This is a genomic window from Tenacibaculum ovolyticum DSM 18103 (genome assembly GCF_000430545.1).
Lineage (GTDB): Bacteria > Bacteroidota > Bacteroidia > Flavobacteriales > Flavobacteriaceae > Polaribacter > Polaribacter ovolyticus.
The window spans coordinates 263,817-286,854 of the sequence record NZ_KE387164.1 but is presented as its reverse complement, the minus strand read 5'-3'; the positions used below and the strand labels follow the sequence as shown (position 1 = coordinate 286,854).

The following is a 23,038-nucleotide window of genomic DNA, read 5'->3' as shown; positions in this document are numbered from 1 at the left end:
CTACGCTTTGATCTAACATTTATATTTAAAAAGTCAAAGTTAGTTGTTAAACTTCTTCAACCAAAATTTCTTCATTAATATATATAAGTAGTTTTTTATCAACTTTAAAATTCATAGATTTTAAAACTCTCTCATATCGTAACAATTGCTGATGATAACTCTTTGATGGTTTCCCTGTCTTATAATCAATAATGGTAACTTCATCATTTTCAACAACTAATCTATCAGGGATCATTATCTGATTATCTACATCTACAATTTCACGTTCATTATATATAGTTACATTTTTTGAATAATAATTTTGTAGCTCTATATGGTTTACTATTTTATTAATATCTATATAAATAGTCTTTGCTTGCTCTTTGTTAATAATTCCTTCTTGCTCATATTTATTCACTATTATTTCAACATCGTTTTTTGTTATAATTTTAGCCATCATCTCATGTATCAAATTTCCAAATTCAATAGCTTTACCTTGCTCATTATTCCAAAGTTTAGATGCACTTGCTAACATATGAATATTATGTTCTTGCCATGGTGTTGTTATAAATTCTTCCTGAACTTCTGCAATAGAAGCTATTTCTTTCCGCTGACTAACTCTTGATGTATTACCAAAAGAATATTCCAATTCATCATCATTCCAAAGCCCCTTCTCTTTTAAATAATTGATAAAAATCCCTGAATAAAAATTGGTATTCTCTTCACCTTTTGTCGAAATTTTATATTCTGTAATAACATGTAACTGCTCAACCGAGCGAGTTAACGCAACATATAGAAGATTAAAATTATCTAATTCCAATTCTTCACGCTGTTGATCATATATTTCTAAACTTCGATTATTTATCGATTTCAAATCTTTATTAAACGGAACCAATAACTCTTTAAAACCTTCGAAACTCTCAGGTAGTTGATTTAACCAAACTTTCGGATTTACTTGTCGATAAATTTCTAAATCATACGGAAAGATAACTACAGGAAATTCTAACCCTTTAGATTTATGAATTGTCATTACCTGAACAGCATTACCGCTTTCGGGAGCCACAATGCTTAAATTTGCTTTTTTAACTTCCCAAAAATCTAAAAACTCTTGAATGCTCGTTCCTTTTCTTTGCTGTTCTAAAACAACATCTAAAAAAAACTGCACATAAGCATCCGAAGAATTAATTAATTTAAAACTTCTAATAATCTCTTCTACTTTCTCATAAAATGGTAATTGATGAAAAGTAGACAAGTCAAAAGATAATTTATACTTTATTAATTCTTTAAAAACAATCTCGTTAGGTTGATGGATAATTTCAGATATAAATAAATGTTTATCAACTTTTAACTGCAAATGTTCATACAAAAAATACAGCACCTCTAATAAAGTTTCTTTATCATTACTATGTTGAATAACTTGTAAAACACCAACAATAAAATTAACCTTAGCGCTATTTTGTAATAATAAAGTTTCGGATGATATAATATTTATTCCGTTTTCAGATAAATAATTAGCAACCGCAATCCCATCTTTTTTCTTACGTACTAAAACACAAATTTCGTTTAAAGAAAAATCATTTTCTAAACCTCTAATCGTTTCTAAAATTTTTTTCGGATATTTTAAAACCTCATTTTCTTTTTCATCTTCCTTATCTAAAAAAGACAACGAAACAAACCCTCCCTCTTTAACGGTTTTTAACTGCTTGTTCCCTTCTATAAACAATTGTTTATAATTTTCATTTTGAAGGAAATTGGATGTGTGTTGAAAAAACTGATTATTAAAATCAATAACCTCCGTATAACTTCTGTAGTTAGTTTCTAATGTTTTTATTTCTTTCGGAACATGAAACGGGTTATCAACAGCTGATCCCAATGAAATAAACTGCTCTGCTTTTCCACCACGCCAACGATAAATAGCTTGCTTACCATCTCCTACTAATAATAAATTACTATTTTCTTGTGCTAGCGCATTGTCTATTAATGGGATTATGTTTTTCCATTGTAATACTGATGTGTCTTGCATTTCATCAATAAAATAATGCATAAATCGTTGCCCTATTCGTTCATAAATAAATGGCGCTGGCTGATCTTTTATATTATCAGAAATTAATTGATTGAATTCAGCATTTAACCGAATGTTATTATCTTCTTTTATACGTGTTAGTTCTAAATTTATATGATTTAAAACAGCTAAAGGAATAATACTTTTTAATGCCAACTTATTCATTAAGAATTGCTGATACAGTCTTTCAGACTCCCTATATAAACTCAATAAATCTGGCAAAACAGCTTCAATAGCATTTTTTATAGCATCAGATTTTGATTTTGCATAAAAATTATTCTCTTCAACACGCTCACGTAGTTTCGAATCTTCAAAAAACTTTGCTTTCTCTGGGGTACTAGCTAATGCTAAAAAATGGTTTGGAAACATAGATCTATAAAAATCTTTATGACCAATCTGTGCATCCTCTATAATTTGTAAAGCATTATTACCAATTTCTATAAATCGGGTTTTAATTTCTTTTTGATGTTTAGATAACTTACTTTTTAAATCAGTAAAATCAGCTAATTTTTTATCAGCTAGCTTCCTAAAATGTTTTGTATCATCTTCATTTAATAAAATTCTAGAAAATTCATTTAACTCACGAGAAATATCCCATGACTTATCATCATCTGCTTTATCTAAAGAAAAATCTATTAATAATTTTGTTAAATTTTTATCTGTACCAATCTTAGAAATTAATACATCAACAGCTTCATTTAAAAGAGAAACAGCATCCATTTCTACTTCAAAATTAAGTGACAAACCTAAATCATACGCAAAACTTTTAATAATTTTATGCGTAAAACTATCAATCGTTGTTATAGAAAAAGCTGAATAGTTTTGTAAAACAGCATCTATGATTTGCTTACTTCTGTACTTTATCGTAGCTTTATCTACTTCAATTTCATTACTAATAAGCTGAAACAAATCATTTTCTTTTCCTTCAGAAAATTCTTGCAAATTTTCTAGCACACGCTCTTTCATTTCACCAGCAGCTTTGTTGGTAAATGTAATTGCTAGTATTTTTTGAAAAGTAAAAATATCATCAGAATTTAATAATACTTTTAAATACTCTTTTACAAGCGTAAACGTTTTTCCACTACCTGCAGATGCATTATATACCTGAAAAGCTGATGAGTTTTGCACAAATAAAATTTGATGCAAAGTAATTCTTTTAAACAAAAAACTAAAGGTGATTTATTTAAATTTAAGATAAAAATTTAACCTTACATAGATAAACACAGAAAACCATTAACTATCTGATATTCCAAAATATTAAGATTACTTAAATAACGTTCTAATAACATTCTCATTCAATCGAATAAAATCATTGTTTTTTGCTTTTTTAGATAACAACAATGCTCTTCTAGCTACCTTTACAGCCTCCTTGTTCTTTCCTAAATCTTTAAGAATCATTGCTTCTCTTGTTACTTGAAAAAACAATGCTTCTTTAGATTTAGTTACTTTTTGAATATATATTAGTGCCTTATTCAAGTTTGTTTTCGTTTCATGAAAATACAATGCTGCTTGGTAGAAATCAAAACTACTTGATCCATATAAAGCTCTATCTATAGATTTTAATATTTCCTCGTTTTCTTTTACTCTTACAGGCACTTTAATCTTTCTTTGTTCCCATTCTAAAACAATATCAGTACTATTTAAAGTTACGTCCTGAAAATGTATTTCAAATGTTTCTACTTTAGAGTTCTTTTTTATTACCGGAAGCTCTATTTCAAAAACAGATTTTTTATCTTTATAAAAATTCCAATCTGAATCTATATACCTATACCATTTCATTTTCCATATTTTATCATTTGGAAAACTCAAAATAGTATATGTTCCTTTTTCTAACATACTACCTTTAATAAACACAGCTTTTGAAAAAGTGATTTTTGTTGCTGAATTAGCTCCTGTTCTCCAAACTTCTTTATTTGGTAACAAGCCTGATTCTCCAAAAATAATACGTCCTCTTCTACTTGGTCTTGAATATTCAATTGTAATTTCTGTAAGCCCTACCTTTTGTTTTACTTCAGAAGAAGAACTAAGACTTGGTATTTTTAATTGAGGATATACTATTAGATAAGAAAATAGTAAAATAATGGTTATATATAGTGTTTTCATTTTATGTGTTTTGATTAAAATAAGCCGTAGGAGAAACTCCCATTAGTTTTTTAAATGACTTATTAAATGTTGTTTTAGAATTAAAACCTGCTTCTTGGGCTAACCCAAAAAAAGTAAGTTGTTTTGCTTTTTCTGTACTTGCTAAATTCACAAACTCTTTAATGCGATAATAATTCACATATTCAAAAAAGTTCATTCCTATATTTTCATTAAGTAACCTAGCTAATTCAGGATTATTAACTCCTAACATTTGTGCCAATTCTGTTTTTAATAATTTATTATTTAAATATGGTTTTTTATCTAACATCAGTTTATCTAATTCCAACTTTAATCTCTCCAAATCATCTAAACTTAGCTTAGATTGTGTATATTTCTTTAAAGGTATCTCTGGAATAATGGTTAAAACCTTTGGAGAAACAATTACATAATAGTTTATAAATAGAATTATAAAACTTAAAATAATCCAGATATAAGGACGTGTATTTCTTTCTAACATAGGAAAACCAAGAAAACTTGTTAGAAAAAGAATTGCCCATATTAGTAAACAAAACCCTGTTACGTACAAAAAAGTGACTAAAAAACGGATATGTGGCACGTAAGAAACTTCATTTTTTATAGTTTCAGAAAAGTCTTTATAAACTCTATATCCTAACCCCCAATAAAGGATATTCACAACTAAACCCACTGCGTGGCAAGCGTAAATAACCCTTTGTAATTCTCCTGTTTTAATCCTGTCGCTAATAACTGAATCTTCTGGAATCATAAAATAGACTAGAATAAACACAGAATAAGATACTCCTGGAATGTAATGTATCAAATCTAATTTTGAAAATTTTGTTCTATTTAATACTGAACGTGTAAAAAGATATATTGTAGGTCCAAAAAGTAATGCTGAAAATTCAGACAATGCTATCAATCTAAAGTTATTACCCCAAATATTTGTATTATATAAAGTTTTACCAAGTAAACCGATTGTAACAACACACACAAAAACAAACATAAATCCATTAATACTTGTTCTCTTTTTTTGAGAAAACGCATATATTGATATTAAAAAAAGGCTTTGTAAAAAACCAAAATAGATTAATTGATTTAAAATTTCTTGCATGTATTGATGAATTATATTTTACGAAAGCAAATTACTTTATTACAAATTGATGCACATCCTTTAAAACTTCATAACTCGATAAAGGATGCTTTTTAGTAAAAGTATCAAAGGCTTCTTTACTACTCCATTCAATGATACAAAAAACATCTGCATTATGATAATACCCTGTTGGTGATTTCCCATCTGTAAGTTTAATCATTAATTTCCCTCCGTGCTTTTTTATTTTATTTACCCATTGGCTGTAAAACTTTGTAAGACTTTTTTCATCCTTTCCCCATAATGCAGTTGCTACATTATAATTATCTGCATTAACAGAAAAGGTAATATCTTTAGGTATTTCATAATAGGTAAGTTTGAAATAACTAAACAACGCTTTTCTTTGCTCATGAAAATCGGGGACTTTACTCACTATATTATCTAAAAAACCTTCTCTATTTTTTTTATTTTTCCATTTTCCAACAACCAAACTAGCTGGTAAATGATTTCCTAATATTAGTTTTTTAGTTGCAAATCCGGGTTGTGGTTGATAGGTATACTCAAAAGCTACAGGAAAAGCTGTTTTTTTATATTTCTCGAATAATGTTCCTGCATCAGGAAATGTCGAAATTAATAAAACATCAAATACTTCTCCTTTTTTAAAATTAAACGACTTTGTTTTACTCTGTCCGAAAACACTTATTCCTAATAATAATAATAACGACTTCATAAATAATTTTCTCATAAAATATTGTTTTTAAATACAAACACAAAACAATACTATATTGCTCGTAAAACAAAGAGTATTGAGGTACACATACCGTACTTGTACATAGACAACTCTCTTTTGTTGTATTATTTACAACAATTATCAATCTGTTATATTAAACCTCCCATTTATGAATTAACAAATTCTGTTCATTGATTTTATATATCTTCGTTAAAGACTAAAATATAATTAAGATGGAAAACACTTTAAAAATAGGAATGGCACAAATTTCACCAATTTGGTTAAACAAAGTTCTTACTATTGAAAAAACAAAATCTTATATTATAAAAGCAGCCAAAGAAGGATGTGAATTGGTTGTTTTTGGCGAAAGTTTTTTACCTGGTTATCCGTTTTGGCTCTCTATAACTAATGCTTCAGAATTTGAATCTCAAGTACAGAAAGAAATTCACGCACATTATATTAAAAATGCAATTCAAATTGAAACTGGAGAGCTAGATGAAATATGTGCACTCGCTAAAGAGCATAAAATTGCCATTTATTTAGGTATTATAGAGAGAGCTAAAAACCGTGGTGGACATAGTTTGTATTGTTCATTAGTATATATTAATGAAAAAGGTGACATAAAATCTGTCCATAGAAAATTACAACCCACGTATGAAGAACGACTAAGTTGGTCTCCTGGTGACGGAAACGGATTAGAGGTTCATTCATTAAAACAATTTACTGTTGGCGGATTAAATTGTTGGGAAAACTGGATGCCTTTACCCAGAACAGCCTTATATGCTCAAGGAGAAAACTTACACATTGCCGTATGGCCTGGAGCTGAAAGAAACACTATAGATATTACTAAATTTATAGCAAAAGAAGCAAGGTCATTTGTTGTTTCTGTGAGTGGTTATATGACTCTTGATGATTTTCCTAAAGACACTCCTAATTATGAAGAAATCATTAAAAATGCACCACAAATATTAGCTAATGGAGGTTCTTGTATTGCAGGACCAGATGGAGAGTGGATTATTCCGCCTGTAACTGGAAAAGAGGATTTAATTTTTGCTACGATAGATTTTCAGAAAGTATTAGAGGAACGTCATAATTTTGATCCTTCTGGTCATTATTCTAGACCCGATGTAACTAAACTTACTTTAAATAAAGAAAGACAATCGGTTATTGAAATTATTAGTGATAATTAAAATTAATAATGAAAATAAGAAACCAAAATACAGCGTTACTATTAATAGATTTACAAAAAGGTTTTGATGATAAAGACTTCTGGGAGAGGAAATAGAAATAATAAAGATGCAGAAGCAAAATGCGAAACATTACTAAATAAATTGCGCGAATTAAACCTTCCTATATATCATATTATTCATAGCTCTCAAGAATCAAATTCTAAATTACATAAATATTTCAATCACCTCTAAACTTAACAAAAAATTCTACCCCCTAAATAAAAAGAAATCTTTTTTCATTGATTCTATTTCTGAATCGTCATTTGTAATAATATAATCTATTGCTTTTTCAGTAAAAGTTTTCCCTTTTTGAGTAAGCGATATAATTTGATTCTCAATAACAATCATATTATTCTTTTCAGCTAAATCAACAACCGCCTTCGCTTTTACCTTATGCCAATTAATATGCTCATTTAAATGATTAATATGTCTCTCCTTTTCTTCTTGATGATTATTTAAGTGCAATAAAAAAGTAAGCAACTGCACTTCTTTTTGTTGTTGCTTATTACGATAAAGAACGGAAAACAATCCTCTATTGGGTGCAAATAAATATACCAAAAAGAATACAAAGCCAAGTATAGAAATCATAGATCCTGATATTGAAGCATCCAAATAATATGCCAACCAAAAACCTGTAATTGCAGATAACACACCAAAAAACACTGAAAAAACAAGCATTCTCTTCAAATCATTTGTTAATAGGTATGCTGTAGCAGCAGGCGCAATCATTAACGCAACTACTAAAATTGCACCTACAGCATCAAAAGCACCAACTGTTGTTATTGATGCAACACTCATTAATCCATAATGAATTACAACTGGAGAGAAACCCAAGGCTGTTGCTAAACCAGCATCGAAGGTACTCACTTTTAATTCTTTAAAAAAAGCAACTAAGAGGCTTAAAGTAATAAGTAAAATTGTTCCGATAATCCATAATGACTTAGGTCCAATATCAATATCATTAATAAACAACCTATCGAATGGAGCAACAGCTAATTCACCTAATAAAACTGCATCAACATCCAAATGAATATCATTTGCATTTTTAGCTATTAAAAGTACACCAATACTAAATAATACTGGAAAAACTAAACCTATTGCAGTGTCTTCTTTTACTAATTTGGTTTTTTGAATATATTCAACCAATACAACGGTTAAAATTCCTGATAATGCTCCCATTAAAATTAATAATGGTGAATTTAAATCGTGTGTAATAAAAAAACCTATTACCAAACCTGGTAAAATAGAATGACTAATTGCATCGCTAATTAATGCCATTTTTCGTAGCACCAAAAACACACCTGGTATTGCACAAGCTACCGCAACCAAACTGGCTATTAACTGTATTTCTATTTGAGCACTATTCATTTTCTATATGTTGATTATATAAATTACCTGCAAATTGATATCCTTTTTCAGTCATCGACCACATTCTCCCGTGCACCTTTATATATTCCTTCTCTTCTAATTTTTTTAAAGTACCTCTTGTATATCCTTGAAAGTTATTTAATATTTTTACCGCATGCGGATGCGATTTATCCTCATGTGTTTTCACAAGATCAAACATAAAAGATAAGGTTTTGTGTAATTGCAAATCTCTTCTGTTTTTTAAAAAACGTATCTGACGAAAAAGCAATCCTCTAGAAGGCGAAAAAATAAATGAGAACAATACAAATACAGCTGCAACTAATACAATTACGGGCCCTGTAGATAAATTAGATTGACTTGCGCTAATCCCCGTACCAATAATACCCGAAAAAGCACCAAAAACTGCTGCTAAAAACACCATAACACTTAAACTATTTGTCCATTGTCTTGCAGCTGCCGCTGGCGCCAACAACATTGCACTCATTAAAACAACGCCTACTGTTTGTAACCCTAAAATAATTGCTAATACAATAAAACTTGTAATTAAAGCATCTATAAATTTTATATTAAAACCTAAGGTTTTTGCATAATCTGCATCAAACAATAGGAGTTTAAACTCTTTCCAAAAAAGCAATAATACTGCTAAACAAATGGCTGTTACTATAGCCATGAACCACACATCTTTAATTAATAATGTAGCTGCTTGTCCAAATAAAAATTTATCTAAACCTGATTGATTTGCATTCGGCATCTTTTGAATGAACGTTAAAAGCAACATTCCTAACCCAAAAAAAACAGATAGAATAAGCCCTAAAGCTGTATCTGTTTTTAAATGTGTATTTTTTACAATTCCACGTATCCAAAAAGCTCCGATTAATCCACTTATCAAAGCTCCTAATAATAAAACATTGGTATCTTTTGTTCCTGTAATTAAAAATGCAATTGCAATACCTGGAAGCGAAGCGTGTGAAATTGCATCACCCAATAAACTTTGCTTTCTTAATACAGCAAAACTACCTAACATACCACAAATAGCACCTAAAATAGCAGTTCCGATTGTGATTGTTCGAAGTGTATAATCTGAAAAAACGAGTTTAAAATATTCTGAAAAATCCATTATTGCTGCACACTTACTTTATAATTAATTCCGTAAGTTTTCGTTAAATTATCATCATTAAAAATTTCTTTAACAGGCCCAGTTGCAATTTTTTTCACATTCAAGAAAGTTACCCAATCGAAATATTCAGGAACCGTTTGTAAATCATGATGTACAACGATTACTGTTTTACCCGCTTTTCGTAATTCCTTTAAAATATTAATAATTGCAATTTCTGTAGTAGCATCGACTCCCTGAAAAGGTTCATCCATAAAATAGATAGCTGCATCTTGCGCCAAAGCTCTTGCCAAAAACACACGTTGTTGTTGCCCTCCTGAAAGTTGAGAAATTTGCCTCCCTTTAAAAGGTAACATACCCACTTTTTCAAGTGCTTCTAATGCTGTTTTTTTCTGAGCACTACCTGGTCTTTTAATCCACCCCAAAGCACCATAAGTTCCCATCATAACAACATCTAAAGCTGTAGTTGGAAAATCCCAATCTACACTTCCTTTCTGAGGCACATAAGCCACCAACTTTCGTTGTTTATCATACGGTTTCCCATAAATTGAGACACTTCCCGCAATTGGGGTTATGATTCCTAAAATAGATTTTATTAAAGTAGATTTCCCTGCTCCATTTGGCCCAACAATAGCCATTAAAACGCCCTCTGGTATTGCTAAATCAATATCCCAAAGAACTGGTTTATAATTATATGCTACTGTTAAATCATCAATTGTTACTGCGTATTTTGTTTCCATGTTATTTTAGTGCGTTAACAATCGTACTAACATTTGCTGTATACATTCCTATATAAGTACCCTCTTCTGTACCTCTACTTCCTAGTGCGTCAGAATACAATGTTCCGCCAATTACAACTTCTTGCTCTTTCGATTTCACAGCTTCTTGCAAAGCTTCAATCGTTCTTTTTGGTACCGAACTTTCAACAAAAATTGCTTTTACTTTATTGTTAATAATAAATTTCGCTAATTTTTGAACATCTTGAACCCCAGCTTCAGTTGCTGTAGATAATCCTTGTAAACCAACAACTTTAAATTTATGTTGTTTTCCGAAATAATTAAATGCGTCGTGTGCTGTTACCAAAATTCTTTTTTCTTCTGGCAATTCGTTTATCTTATTTTCAACTTGCTTGCTTAAAATATTCAACTTACCTATGTATACTTTCGCATTGTTATTATAAAAATCAGCATTTTTAGCATCAATATCCGCCAATCTACCAGCAATATATAACGTTATTTTTGTCCAATTGGTTAAATCAAACCAAATATGTGGATCATAATTTGAAGCAAATAATTCTGAACTTATTAAATTATCTTTATCGATTGCATTAGAGGCTACAATTGTTTTTTTATTTTGATGTTCCATTTTTTCGAATACATTTTCAAGCTTACCCTCTAAATGTAATCCATTGTATATAATCACATCTGCATTAAATAATTTTGAAACATCTCCTTCGCTTGCTTTATATAAATGCGGATCAACACCAGCCCCCATTAAACCTTTTACTTCTAATTTATCTCCTCCAATATTCTTTACCAAATCGGTAATCATAGTAGTCGTTGTAACTATATTTAATTTTCCGTTTAATTTTTTTGCTTTTTTACCACAACTTGTTACTAATAAAATTACAAATAGTACTATTAGTTTTTTCATTTTAGTTTTTTTGTATGTATATATTATTTGCTACTTTGTTAGATATTGTAATCTCTTTCTCATTAATATTTATTTGAAAAGATCCATCGAAAGATTCTATATCTATCACCTCAATATTTTGCCCCAATTTAACACCTTGCTTATCTAAAAATCGCAAAAACTCTGAAGAACTATCATCTACACCAACACAAACACCTTGTTCGCCTTTGCTTAAGGTAGATAATAGACTTTTTTCTATCTGCTGTAAATTCCCATCTTTATCAGGAATAGGGTCTCCATGCGGATCTCTTTTAGGATATCCTAAAAAAGCATCTAACTCATCTATTAATTTTGGAGATTTTATATGCTCTAATTGTTCTGCAACATCATGAACTTCATCCCAAGAAAAATTTAAAATTTCGACTAAAAAAACTTCCCATAAACGATGTTTACGTATAATATTAGCTGCTGTTTTTTTTCCGAATTCCGTTAAAGTAACACCTTGATATTTCTTATAGATTACTACTTTTTTATCAGACAGCTTTTTAATCATATCTGTAACAGATGACGCTTTTGCTGCTATCTTTTTAGCAATAGCATTTGTACTTATTCCTTTTTCTGAAATAGTATCTAAATGATAAATAGCTTTTATATAATTTTCTTCTGACTGACTAAACACTTCATTTTTTTTAGATATACAAATATATAAATATTGTTTTATATAAACATATTTTTAGCCTTGTCTAAATATTATTTTATATTTGCGAAAAAATAAAATAAAATGAGAGTATTTATTGCGATAACAATTTTATGTATATCGGCAACATTACAGAGTCAAAATATTACAGGGAAAATAACCGATTCGAAAGGAGAAGTATTACCTTTTGCAAACATTAGCATTAAAAACAGTAAAAAAGGAACTACTGCTGATGAAAACGGAAAATTTATAATTGAAGGACTTAAACTAAAAAAAGCAACTATCACTGCTTCTTTTACTGGTTATATTTCAGAAAAAAAACATATAAAAATTTCTAAATCGGAAGATAATATACTTATTTTCTCTTTAACAGAACACGATGAACTTCTTGATCAGATTACCGTAACGGGAACAAGAACTGATAGACGTAGCACCCAAAACCCTGTAATTGTAAATGTAATTAACAGTCAAACCTTAGCTGATGTACAAGCTTGTAATTTATCAGAAGGTTTAAAATTCCAAACAGGTTTGCGTGTAGAAACAGATTGTCAAACCTGTAACTACACACAATTACGTATGAATGGTTTAGCTGGTGGCTATTCTCAAATATTAATTAATGGTCGCCCAATTTTTAGTCCATTAACTGGTTTGTATGGTTTAGAACAAATACCTACGAATATGATAGACCGTATTGAAGTTGTACGTGGTGGTGGATCCGCTCTTTATGGTTCTAGCGCTATTGGTGGTACTGTTAATGTAATTACCAATATCCCTAAAAAAAGCAACTATAGTATTGGGTACACCTACCAAAACCTTAAAGGAGCTGCCGATCAAATTATTGCAGGTAACGCAACCGTTGTTAACGAAGAAAAAAATGCTGGAATTTCATTTTTTATTAACAATAGAGCTCGTACTATTTATGATCATAACGGAGACAATTTTTCTGAACTTCCAGAATTAAAGAACAATTCTTTTGGAACAAATATGTTTTTCTTGCCTACTGAAAATCAAAAGCTAGAAATTAATTTTAGTAAAATGAATGAATATCGTTATGGTGGAGAAATGATTAAAAACGCTCCGCATTTCGCATTGCAATCTGAAGAAAGAACGCACGATGTCTATGTTGGTAATATTGATTATCAAATTAATTTCAATGAAGATAAAAGTTCATTAATTACTTATTTTTCTTCACAGTACACAGGAAGAGAACATTATACAGGTATAAGACCTGATACAGGAACCTCTGAGGATACTGAACACTTAGCGAAACCTCCTTATGGTAATTCGGAAACGACTACATTTCAAGGTGGACTTCAGTTTAACCATAAACTAGATGATTTCTTTAAAGGAAATAATGTATTAACTCTTGGTGGAGAATTTGTTCAAGATGATGTTTATGATGAAATTAAAGCATATGAGTATTTCGTAGATCAAGTAACAAAAAACTATGGATTCTTTTTTCAAAGTGATTGGGAAATTAACGAAAAATGGAATTTATTGGCTGGTGTTCGTTATGACCACCACAAATTAGATGCCTTAAAAAAAGACGGAACTCGAAAATTAATTACCAACAATGTGGCAAGTCCACGTGCTTCACTCTTATTTAAACCTTTTGAAAAAGCACAATTAAGAGCAACCTGGGGTACTGGTTTTAGAGCTCCTCAAGCTTTTGATACCGATTTACACATTGCTTTTGCTGGCGGAGGAATATCAAGAGTTCAACTTGCTGATGATTTAAAAAGAGAACGTTCTAACAGTTATACCGTTTCATTTAATTATGATAAACCAACCGAACATTATATTTATGGATTTACAGTTGAAAGTTTTTATACTCAATTAGACGATGCCTTTGTTTTAGAAAATATTACTCCTGATACAAATGGAGAACGCTTTGAAAAACGAAATAGTGATGGAGCTATCGTAAGAGGAGTTACGTTAGAAACTCGTTTAAACTATGACGGTATTATTCAATTAGATGCAGGCTTTACGTACCAATCAAGTAAATTTAATACTGCAGTAAAAAATTCAGACATTCTTGATGCTAAAAAAGAATTTTTACGCACACCAACTACTTACGGATATGCAACGGCAACCTATACACCAAACCAAAAATTTAAAACTGCTTTAAATTTAGTGTATACTGGTAGAATGAATGTATTACACTTAGCTTCAGATAAAAATTTAATTAAAGATGAGTATTTTAAATCTCCTTCTTTTTTTAACTTCGGAATAAATAGCACTTATACTTTCAAAGTAGAAAATTTACATACTAATATTGAACTTTCTGCTGGTGTTAAAAATGTTTTTGACAATTATCAAGCTAAATTTGATATTGGTAAAGAGCGTGATAGTAATTTTATTTACGGTCCTGCTACCCCAAGAACCTTTGTTTTAGGAATTAAATTTACAAGTTTTTAATTTTTTTTTAACATAAATCATTTCAAAAGGAGCGTCTAAATAGGCGTTCCTTTTTTACGTAATGCTAAATTAATATTCTCATAACATTACATACATCTATTAACATTCTAGAAACATTCTAATAAAACAACCATAATTTACATGTAACATTAGATTTACAATCTAACATCAGATTTGCAGTGTAATTAAGAAATCAAGTTATCTAGAATGAAAAAATTAATAATTATTGCTCTTTTAAGTCTTTGTAATTTTGCTTTTTCGCAAAACAAAGGAACTGTATCTGGTACACTTACAGATAAAGAGATGAATGGAGAAGCATTACCTTTTGCAAATGTTTTTATAAAAGGAACGTCTATTGGAGGAACGACAGATATGGATGGTAAATACACGATCAACGTACCTGTAGGTAAACAAACTATTGTTTTTAGTTTTATAGGATATCAAACTATAGAAAAACAAATTGATGTAAAATTAAATCAATCTTTAATTATAAATCAAGAGCTAGGTGCTAACGAAGGCGTTTCACTAGACGAAGTTGAAATTAAAGTAACTGTTAGTAGAGAAAAAGAGTCTGCTTTATTATTACAACAAAAAAAAGCATCTGTAATTGTTGAAAGTATAGGAGCTCAAGAACTTTCTAAAAAAGGTGTCAGTGATGCAGCTTCTGCAACTACAAAAATATCTGGTGTTGCTAAAAGTGAAGGTTCTGGCGATATTTACATTCGTGGTTTAGGTGATAGATATTTATCTACAACAATGAATGGTTTACCTATTCCTTCTGATGATGTAAGTAATAAGAACGTTAATTTAAGTTTATTCAATACCAATATTATTCAAAATGTTGGTATCAGCAAAACATATTCAACCTCAAGTTATGTAGATCAAGGATCTGGTAATGTTGATATTGCTTCAAAAGAATACACAAGAGATATGTTTTCTATAAGTATTAATGGAGGAGCAAATACAAATGCTTTAAAAGTTGATAATTTTAAACAATCAATAGTAAGTAATGATGTAACTTTTGGATTTCACAAAAAAAAATATGCTCTTCAAAATTTAATGACCCTACAAGGATGGGATACTAATAATGCAGACAAGCCTATAAACTATGGAATATCATTATCAGGAGCTAAAAAATTTAATTTTCTGAACAAAGACTGGAAAATATTAACGTCGATTTCTCACTCTAAATCATCAGAGTATAGAAATGGTTTCTTTAAAGCATACAGATCAAATGTATTAAACAATTCATTTTCTGATGTTGAAAACTTCATAACAAAAACAAACAGCACAGGTTATATTAGAGTTGATTTAAAATTAAATGAAAATAATAAATTAAAATACAATACTCTATTTGTTAACAAAGGTGAAGATGGTTTATATGAGCAAGGTAGAAATGGTGAAGGCTATGTATTTGATCAAGATCCACAAGAAACTGGAGCTTTTGTTAGAGACCAAAATTTTAGACAAACAACGATGATTGTTAATCAGTTAATGGGAGAGCATAACTGGAAAGAAAACAACAAAATAAATTGGGCCGCTGCTTACAATTTCGTCTTAGCAGAAGAACCTAATCGTATTAGAAACGAAGTAAATATTTTAGATATTAACGCAAGCCCATTAATCCAATTTTCACATGTTGGTGACTTTCAACAAAGAAAATCTTCACAAAAAATAGAAGATATTGAATACAATGCTTTTATTGAAAACCAATGGGCTTTAGGATCTTCAGTTGATGAATATGAAGCAAAACCTTATAAATTAAACTATGGTTTAAACTACCGTAAAAAAGAAAGAACTTTCAACTCATTATTCATTGGATTTCGCGCAAAAGGTTTTACAGCACCTTCAATTGATGAAATATCACAAACCTTACAACAAGGTGTAAATGGTGGTTTAACGCTAAGAAATCCACAAGCAGATTTATACAAAGGAGAGTTATCGATATTAGCAGCATATACTAATTTCGATTTTAAATTTAACAATAAACTATCTGGTAATCTTGGTTTACGTTTTGAAAGAGATGAAATAGATATGTCATGGAATGTTGCAAATCGCCCTGGTAGATATGGAGCTACCAATAAAGTATACCAGAGTTTATATCCTAGTGTTAACTTAAAATATGAACTTAACGAAAAGAACTTTATTCGTTTTGCATCAAGTGTAACACAAACATTACCAGAATTTAAAGAATTATCTCCTTTTGAATATGTTTCACCAACTGGTCGTGTTATTGGAGGTAATGAAGACTTAGAAAAATCAGATATTTATAATATTGATTTAAAGTGGGAGTTTTTCCCTAGTAGAAGTGAATTATTTTCTGCAACCGCTTTTTACAAACAAATTAACAATCCAATAAATTTAACTCAAGATCAAGGTTCATCAGGTTATTTTAAATTTTTCAATACTGGTGAGCAAGCTGATATTTTAGGTTTTGAACTTGAAAGTAGATTAAATTTATTAAAAAATGAAGATGATCAAACCATGTTAAGCGCTACTGCCAACATAACAAAAATGTGGTTTAATCAAGATTTAGATGCCAAGTATCAATACAAAGGAAAAAAAGAATCTGAATTACAAGGAGCTTCTGATTTTATAGCTAATGGTTCTTTAAGTTATTCAAATAATAAAGAACATGAATTTTCTACAACCTTAACTGCTAATTACGCTTCAGATAAGATTTATGCCTTAGGTTCTCCTGAAGATTTTACAAACAGCGCAACTCTTTATAATGATGAAATTATTGAGAAAGGGTTTATAACACTTGATTTTGTAGCAAGTAAACAATTATTTAAAGGCTTTACGGTTAAGCTTGTTGGAAAAAACTTATTAAACCCTGCTATAAATCAAACACAATTAGTACGTGATTTAAATACTTTAATTCAAACTAACGAAACAGTATCATCTTATAAAAAAGGAAGACAGCTTACATTAAGCTTAAACTACACCTTTTAAAACACACAAAACTTTAAGTTAACATTAGTCATTTTAAGTAACGATCAGTTAATATTTAATTAAAAGAAAAGAGAAATAAGGATCGTTAATTTGTTAAACAAAAAATAAATAAAGAATTCAAAGATGAAAAAATCATTTAAATTATTAAGTATTGCAGCTTTATCTGTTGCAGCTTTAACTTTTACAGGTTGTAGTAGTGATGACCCAAGTATTTTACCTCCTGATGTTTCAAATGTGGTAGAAAAATTACAGAATGGTATTATGAGTGGTGAACTTACTGAGAATTTCACTTTATCAAATAAATCATACTCATTAACGAGTTCTTTTATAATTAAAGAAGGAGCTACTTTAACAATTCCTGCTGGTACAAGTATCGTTGCTGATGCAAAAGGTACTGATGTTTATATCGCGGTTTTACAAGGTGGTAAAATTAATATTAATGGTACCAATACAAGCCCAGTTGTTATGAGTTCTAGCGAAGGTGAACCTGGAGATTGGGGTGGATTAACTATTTGTGGTAAAGCAACTACAACTGCAGGAACTAATGTTACTGCTGAAGTTGGTGGATTTATCTATGGAGGTACTGATGATACTGATAACTCAGGTATTATTAAGAACTTAGTAATTAAAGGTACTGGTGCTCAAATTAATACTGAATCTCAATACAACGGAGTTTCATTCTATGCTGTAGGATCAGGAACTACTGTTGAAAACATTGCTGTTTTTGATGGTGCTGACGACGGACTTGAATTCTTTGGAGGTACAGTATCTGCTAAAAATATCTACTTAGAAAACTTAGAAGATGACGCTATCGATTGGACAGAAGGATGGAATGGAACAGTTGAAAACTCTTATGTTATTAATACTAAAGCTGGTTTTTCTACTGTTGTAGAAGGAGATAAATTAAATGGTAACCCAAAATTAATTAACTTAACTGCTAAGTCAATTGTTGGTGGTACTGCATTACAATTTAAAAAGCAATCTGGTGCGACTATTACAAATTTATTCATAGAAGGATATGACAAAAATATCGATATGAAAGATGCAGGTCCTTTAGCTAACGTAATCATTGATGGTGCTGCTGGAGAAGCTAGTAAAGAATACATGTCTGGGACTAAAGTAGATATCTCTTCTTGGTCTTTTATCAACGGTGAAGTAATAAACATTACTCCTTTAGTAGGTAATGTAACTGGTAATGTAACATTAACTGCAAATAACATCTATAATTTAACTGGGTCATATATCGTTCAAAACGGAGCTACTTTAAATATAGAGGCTGGTACAAAAATTATTGTTGATGCAAAAGGGACAGACGTATATATCGCTGTTTTACAAGGTGGTAAAATTAACATTAATGGTACTGCTGATGCTCCTGTAGTAATGAGCTCTGCTAATGCTAAAGCTGGTGATTGGGGAGGTTTAACTATTTGTGGTAAAGCAACTACTTCTGCAGGAATTGATGTAACTGCTGAAGTTGGTGGATTTAAATATGGTGGTACTAAAGATGATGACAACTCAGGTTCTATTAAATATTTAGTTATTAAAGGAACTGGTGCTCAAATTAATACTGAATCTCAATATAACGGAGTTTCTTTCTATTCTGTAGGTTCTGGAACAACAGTTGAAAACATTGCTGTTATTGATGGTGCAGATGACGGAGTTGAGTTTTTCGGTGGAACTGTTTCTGCTATGAACTTATACTTAGAAAACAACGAAGATGATTCAGTAGATTGGACTGAAGGTTGGAATGGTACAATAAAAAACACATACATTTCTCATACAAAAGATGGTTTTTCTACTGCTTTTGAAGGAGATAAAGCAAACGGTAATCCACAATTTGAAAACTTAACAGCTATTTCTACTGTAGGAGGTACTGGCTTACAGTTTAAGAAACAATCTGGTGCTACTATTACGAACATATGGTTAGAAGGATATAGTAAAAATATCGACATGAAAGATGATGGCCCATTAGTTAATGTTCAAATAGACGGGGCTGATGCTTCAAATACTGCAGATTATAAGACAGGTACTAAAGTTGATGTTTCAACTTGGTCTTGGAAAACTGCAGGTTTATAATTAAATAAAATTTTATATAAAAACCGAGCTAAATGCTCGGTTTTTTTTGTGCTATATATTAATATTTTGATGACTTCTAAATAATTTCTAAAAAAAATTATGATAGCTAACTATAAAAACATCCCTTTATTAAGCTTTGGATAATTCTAAATACTATGTAATAAAATATTAGAATACAACCTCTCAAGCACAACAGGATCATTCTGTAGTAACTTAGAGATAGAATATTACAAACTTAATATTCATTTAATTTGAAACTAGCTATAAATAATGTTTATCATTTTAATGATGTTGATGATAATAAGTTTTATGGAAAGCATAGTACAAACTGAAATAAAACAAGATGCTGATGAACTCATTAATATAAATAATATTAATAATGTAAAAAACATCACGTGTAATACAGCTATATATGGAAAAGATAGGATAATTGCCTCTACGAAGCGGATTACTCATCTAACAATGAATATCAATTGACAATAGGTAGATCAGTTATAAAAATCATTGCTTTTTCTATAAATGCAGCAAGAATTTCGATAAATGTTATTCTTCTACTATCTTAAACAACAGTAAAATCATCGTTTTATAATGAATAAATTACACTAGTATTCTTGTTATTTTTAACAAAAATATTCAATAAGAATAAGAAGTTTTAAACAGTAATAAATTCATAAAAAAAAAGACACCTTTAAGGTGTCTTTTATAGATTATATAATTCTTATGTTATTTAAGCTTTTTCTTAACTGCTACTTCAGTATAAGCTTCAATTACATCTCTTTCTACAATATCATTGTATCCTTTAATTTGAAGACCACAATCGTATCCTTTAGTTACTTCTTTAACATCGTCTTTGAAACGTTTTAATGAAGTTAATAAACCATCGTGAACAACGATTCCATCTCTAATAATACGGATTTTTGAATCTCTTGTAATCTTACCACTCATTACCATACATCCTGCAATGTTACCAACTTTAGAGATTTTATAAACTTCTCTAATTTCAACATTACCAAGAATTTCTTCTTTCATGTCTGGAGATAACATTCCTTCCATTGCATCTTTAAGATCATTAATAGCGTCATAGATGATTGAATAAGTTCTAATATCTACTTCTTCTCTATCTGCAATAACTCTTGCATTTCCTTGCGGACGCACATTAAATCCTACAATAATAGCATCTGAAGCAGTTGCTAATAATACATCAGATTCTGTAATTGCTCCAACTCCTTTATGTAAAATATTTACTTGAATTTCTTCAGTAGATAATTTCTGGAATGAATCTGTTAAGGCTTCTACAGAACCATCTACATCTCCTTTTAAGATAATGTTTAATTCTTTGAAATCTCCTAACGCAATACGACGTCCAATTTCTGCTAATGTTAATGTTTTTTGAGTTCTTACAGATTGTTCACGTTGTAATTGAGAACGTTTTGCTGCAATTTGTTTCGCTTCACGCTCATCTTCAAATACATTAAACTTATCACCTGCTTGTGGCGCTCCATCTAATCCTAAGATTGATACTGGTGTTGATGGCCCAGCTTCTTTTAAATTTTTTCCTTGATCATCAAACATTGCTCTTACCTTACCACTGTGCTTACCTGCTAACAAGTAATCTCCAATTTTTAAAGTTCCTGCTTGAACCAAGATTGTAGATACATATCCTCTACCTTTATCTAACGATGCTTCAACAACTGCACCAGTAGCTTTTTTATTAGGATTTGCTTTTAATTCTAAAATTTCAGCTTCTAATAAAACTTTTTCTAATAATTCTGGTACTCCTGTTCCTATTTTTGCTGAGATATCTTGAGATTGAATGTTTCCACCCCATTCTTCAATTAACAAATTCATCTGAGATAATTGCGTTTTTACATTATCTGGATTTGCATTTGGTTTATCAATCTTATTTATTGCAAAAATAATTGGTACTCCTGCTGCCTGAGCATGAGAAATAGCTTCTTTTGTTTGTGGCATTACATCATCATCTGCTGCAGCTACAATAATTACTAAATCTGTTACTTGAGCTCCACGTGCACGCATTGCTGTAAAGGCTTCGTGACCTGGTGTATCTAAAAATGCTATTTGTTGATCTCCAACGTTTACAGAATATGCACCAATATGTTGTGTAATTCCTCCGCTTTCTCCTTCAATTACATTTGCTTTTCTAATGTAATCTAATAAAGATGTTTTACCATGATCTACGTGACCCATTACCGTAATAATTGGTGCACGTGTTATTAAATCTTCTGGTTTATCAACTACTTCTTCAATAGATTCTTCAACCTCTGCACCAACGAATTCAACTTTATGATTAAATTCTTCTGCAACAATAACTAATGTTTCAGCATCTAAACGCTGATTCATTGTTACCATCATTCCTAACATCATACATGAAGAAATAATATTTGTTACAGGAACATCCATCATTGTAGCAACTTCACTTACAGTAACAAACTCTGTTACTTTTAAGACTTTGTTATCTAATGCTTGTGCTTCTAATTCTGCATCGGTATGCTCTCTATGGGCATCTCTTTTATTTCTACGATATTTTGCTCCTTTACCTCTTTTAGATTTACCTTGAAGTCTTTCTAAAGTTTCACGTACTTGTTTTTGTACTTCTGCTTCTGTTGGCTCCTCTTTTTTAACCGGTGTTGCTGATCTTTGGCCTGGTCTACCTCTACCACCGCTTGGACGGCCTACACCACCACCTCTATTTCCTCCGCCTCTTGCTCCACCTCTTGCTGGTGGTCTTGCAGTAGATCCTGGTTTAGCTGTTCCTGGTTTACTAATTCTTTTACGCTTCTTTTTATCAGCGTCAGTTTTAGAATCAGGTTTTTTCTTCTTAGGTCTTTCAAATTGCTTTAAATCAATTTTTTGACCTGTAATTTTAGGACCATCAAGTTTTTTATACTGAGTTTTTAATTTTTCAGCATTCTCTGGAGTAATTTCAACTGGTTTTTCAGCTTTTACTTCCTCAACTTTTGTCTCCACAACCTTTTTAGTTTCTTTTACTACAACAACCTTTTTAGGCTCTTCAGTTTTCACTATTGTAGGTTTTTCAACTTTTATCGGTTCTTTCTTAACCTCTTCTTTCTTTACAACCTTTTCAGTTGGTACTTCAACCTTCTTGGTTTCTTGAACAGGTTCTTCTTTTTTAGGTGCTTCTACGACCACTTTAACCTCTTCTTTTATAGGTTCTTTAGCAGGCTCTTTTTTCTCTTCAACTGCTTTACCAGTTTTCACATCAATTTTACCTACAGTTTTAAAGGCTAACTTTTTAGCTTTAGCTTTTAAAACTTCTTGCTTCTTAGCTTCGTCTTCTACCCTCTTCTTTTCTTGCTCTTCTTCAACACGTTGACGATTAGTCTCTTTCTCCTTACGCTTTTCTTCGCTTACTTCTTTAGAGGCTATCTTCTTAGATTTATCTGTTTGAAACCCATCAAATAATATTTGATATTCTTTATCAGAAATTTTAGTAGTAGGACGAGCTTCTATTTCATGACCGTTTTTAGCCAAGTGTTCTACAGCTCTATCTAAAGAAATGTTTAATTCTCTTAATACTTTATTGAGTCTTAATTTGTTGCCTTCAGCCAT

General features: G+C 30.4%; 14 protein-coding genes. 4 read left to right on the top strand and 10 right to left on the bottom strand.

The window, feature by feature from the left end:
* Nucleotides 1-46: 46 nt before the first annotated feature.
* From H518_RS0115965 to H518_RS0115950, 4 genes are all read right to left on the bottom strand, one after another.
* Nucleotides 47-3,169: a UvrD-helicase domain-containing protein gene (locus H518_RS0115965; protein ID WP_028889997.1), complete on the bottom strand. Its 3,123-nt coding sequence runs from the start codon at nt 3,167-3,169 to the stop codon at nt 47-49.
* 135 nt (nt 3,170-3,304) lie between these two features.
* Nucleotides 3,305-4,144, bottom strand: coding sequence for a DUF2911 domain-containing protein (locus H518_RS0115960; protein ID WP_028889996.1), 840 nt, complete (start codon nt 4,142-4,144; stop codon nt 3,305-3,307).
* 1 nt (nt 4,145) lies between these two features.
* On the bottom strand, nt 4,146-5,252 hold the full coding sequence (locus H518_RS0115955; protein WP_028889995.1) for an AraC family transcriptional regulator: 1,107 nt from the start codon (nt 5,250-5,252) through the stop codon (nt 4,146-4,148).
* A 31-nt stretch (nt 5,253-5,283) separates the two neighbouring features.
* On the bottom strand, nt 5,284-5,973 hold the full coding sequence (locus tag H518_RS0115950; protein WP_028889994.1) for a hypothetical protein: 690 nt from the start codon (nt 5,971-5,973) through the stop codon (nt 5,284-5,286).
* Nucleotides 5,974-6,191: 218 nt separating this feature from the next.
* On the opposite strand from H518_RS0115950, the gene H518_RS0115945 reads away from it, so the two are divergent.
* On the top strand, nt 6,192-7,148 hold the full coding sequence (locus H518_RS0115945; protein WP_043707118.1) for a carbon-nitrogen hydrolase family protein: 957 nt from the start codon (nt 6,192-6,194) through the stop codon (nt 7,146-7,148).
* A 246-nt stretch (nt 7,149-7,394) separates the two neighbouring features.
* Here the strand turns inward: H518_RS0115945 and H518_RS0115935 are convergent, their stop codons facing one another.
* Genes H518_RS0115935 through H518_RS0115915 form a run of 5 tightly spaced genes read right to left on the bottom strand, consistent with a single transcriptional unit; the run spans nt 7,395 to nt 11,980 of the window.
* Nucleotides 7,395-8,555 carry a metal ABC transporter permease gene (locus H518_RS0115935; RefSeq protein ID WP_028889992.1) on the bottom strand — a complete coding sequence of 387 codons (1,161 nt, stop codon included), beginning with the start codon at nt 8,553-8,555 and terminating at the stop codon, nt 7,395-7,397.
* Nucleotides 8,548-9,672 carry a metal ABC transporter permease gene (locus H518_RS0115930; protein WP_028889991.1) on the bottom strand — a complete coding sequence of 375 codons (1,125 nt, stop codon included), beginning with the start codon at nt 9,670-9,672 and terminating at the stop codon, nt 8,548-8,550. The genes H518_RS0115935 and H518_RS0115930 overlap by 8 nt, the downstream gene beginning before the upstream one ends.
* Entirely contained in the window at nt 9,672-10,409 is a 738-nt protein-coding gene (locus H518_RS0115925) for a metal ABC transporter ATP-binding protein (protein WP_028889990.1), read from the bottom strand. The genes H518_RS0115930 and H518_RS0115925 overlap by 1 nt, the downstream gene beginning before the upstream one ends.
* A 1-nt stretch (nt 10,410) precedes the next feature.
* The gene (locus H518_RS0115920; RefSeq protein WP_028889989.1) at nt 10,411-11,322 is read right to left on the bottom strand and encodes a metal ABC transporter solute-binding protein, Zn/Mn family; all 912 of its coding nucleotides are present in this window, start codon (nt 11,320-11,322) and stop codon (nt 10,411-10,413) included.
* A gap of 1 nt (nt 11,323) precedes the next feature.
* On the bottom strand, nt 11,324-11,980 hold the full coding sequence (locus tag H518_RS0115915) for a metal-dependent transcriptional regulator (protein ID WP_028889988.1): 657 nt from the start codon (nt 11,978-11,980) through the stop codon (nt 11,324-11,326).
* A 102-nt stretch (nt 11,981-12,082) separates the two neighbouring features.
* On the opposite strand from H518_RS0115915, the gene H518_RS0115910 reads away from it, so the two are divergent.
* The 3 genes from H518_RS0115910 (at nt 12,083) to H518_RS0115900 (ending at nt 19,447) form a co-directional block, all read left to right on the top strand.
* On the top strand, nt 12,083-14,416 hold the full coding sequence (locus tag H518_RS0115910; protein WP_028889987.1) for a TonB-dependent receptor: 2,334 nt from the start codon (nt 12,083-12,085) through the stop codon (nt 14,414-14,416).
* A 207-nt stretch (nt 14,417-14,623) separates the two neighbouring features.
* A complete protein-coding gene (locus H518_RS0115905) occupies nt 14,624-17,371 on the top strand; it encodes a TonB-dependent receptor (protein WP_028889986.1) in 2,748 nt (915 codons plus the stop codon).
* Between the two features lie 123 nt (nt 17,372-17,494).
* Nucleotides 17,495-19,447 (top strand): hypothetical protein, encoded by a 1,953-nt coding sequence (locus tag H518_RS0115900; protein ID WP_028889985.1) that lies wholly within the window; start codon nt 17,495-17,497, stop codon nt 19,445-19,447.
* Nucleotides 19,448-20,170: 723 nt separating this feature from the next.
* Here the strand turns inward: H518_RS0115900 and infB are convergent.
* On the bottom strand, nt 20,171-23,038 hold the full coding sequence (gene infB, locus H518_RS0115890; RefSeq protein ID WP_028889983.1) for a translation initiation factor IF-2: 2,868 nt from the start codon (nt 23,036-23,038) through the stop codon (nt 20,171-20,173).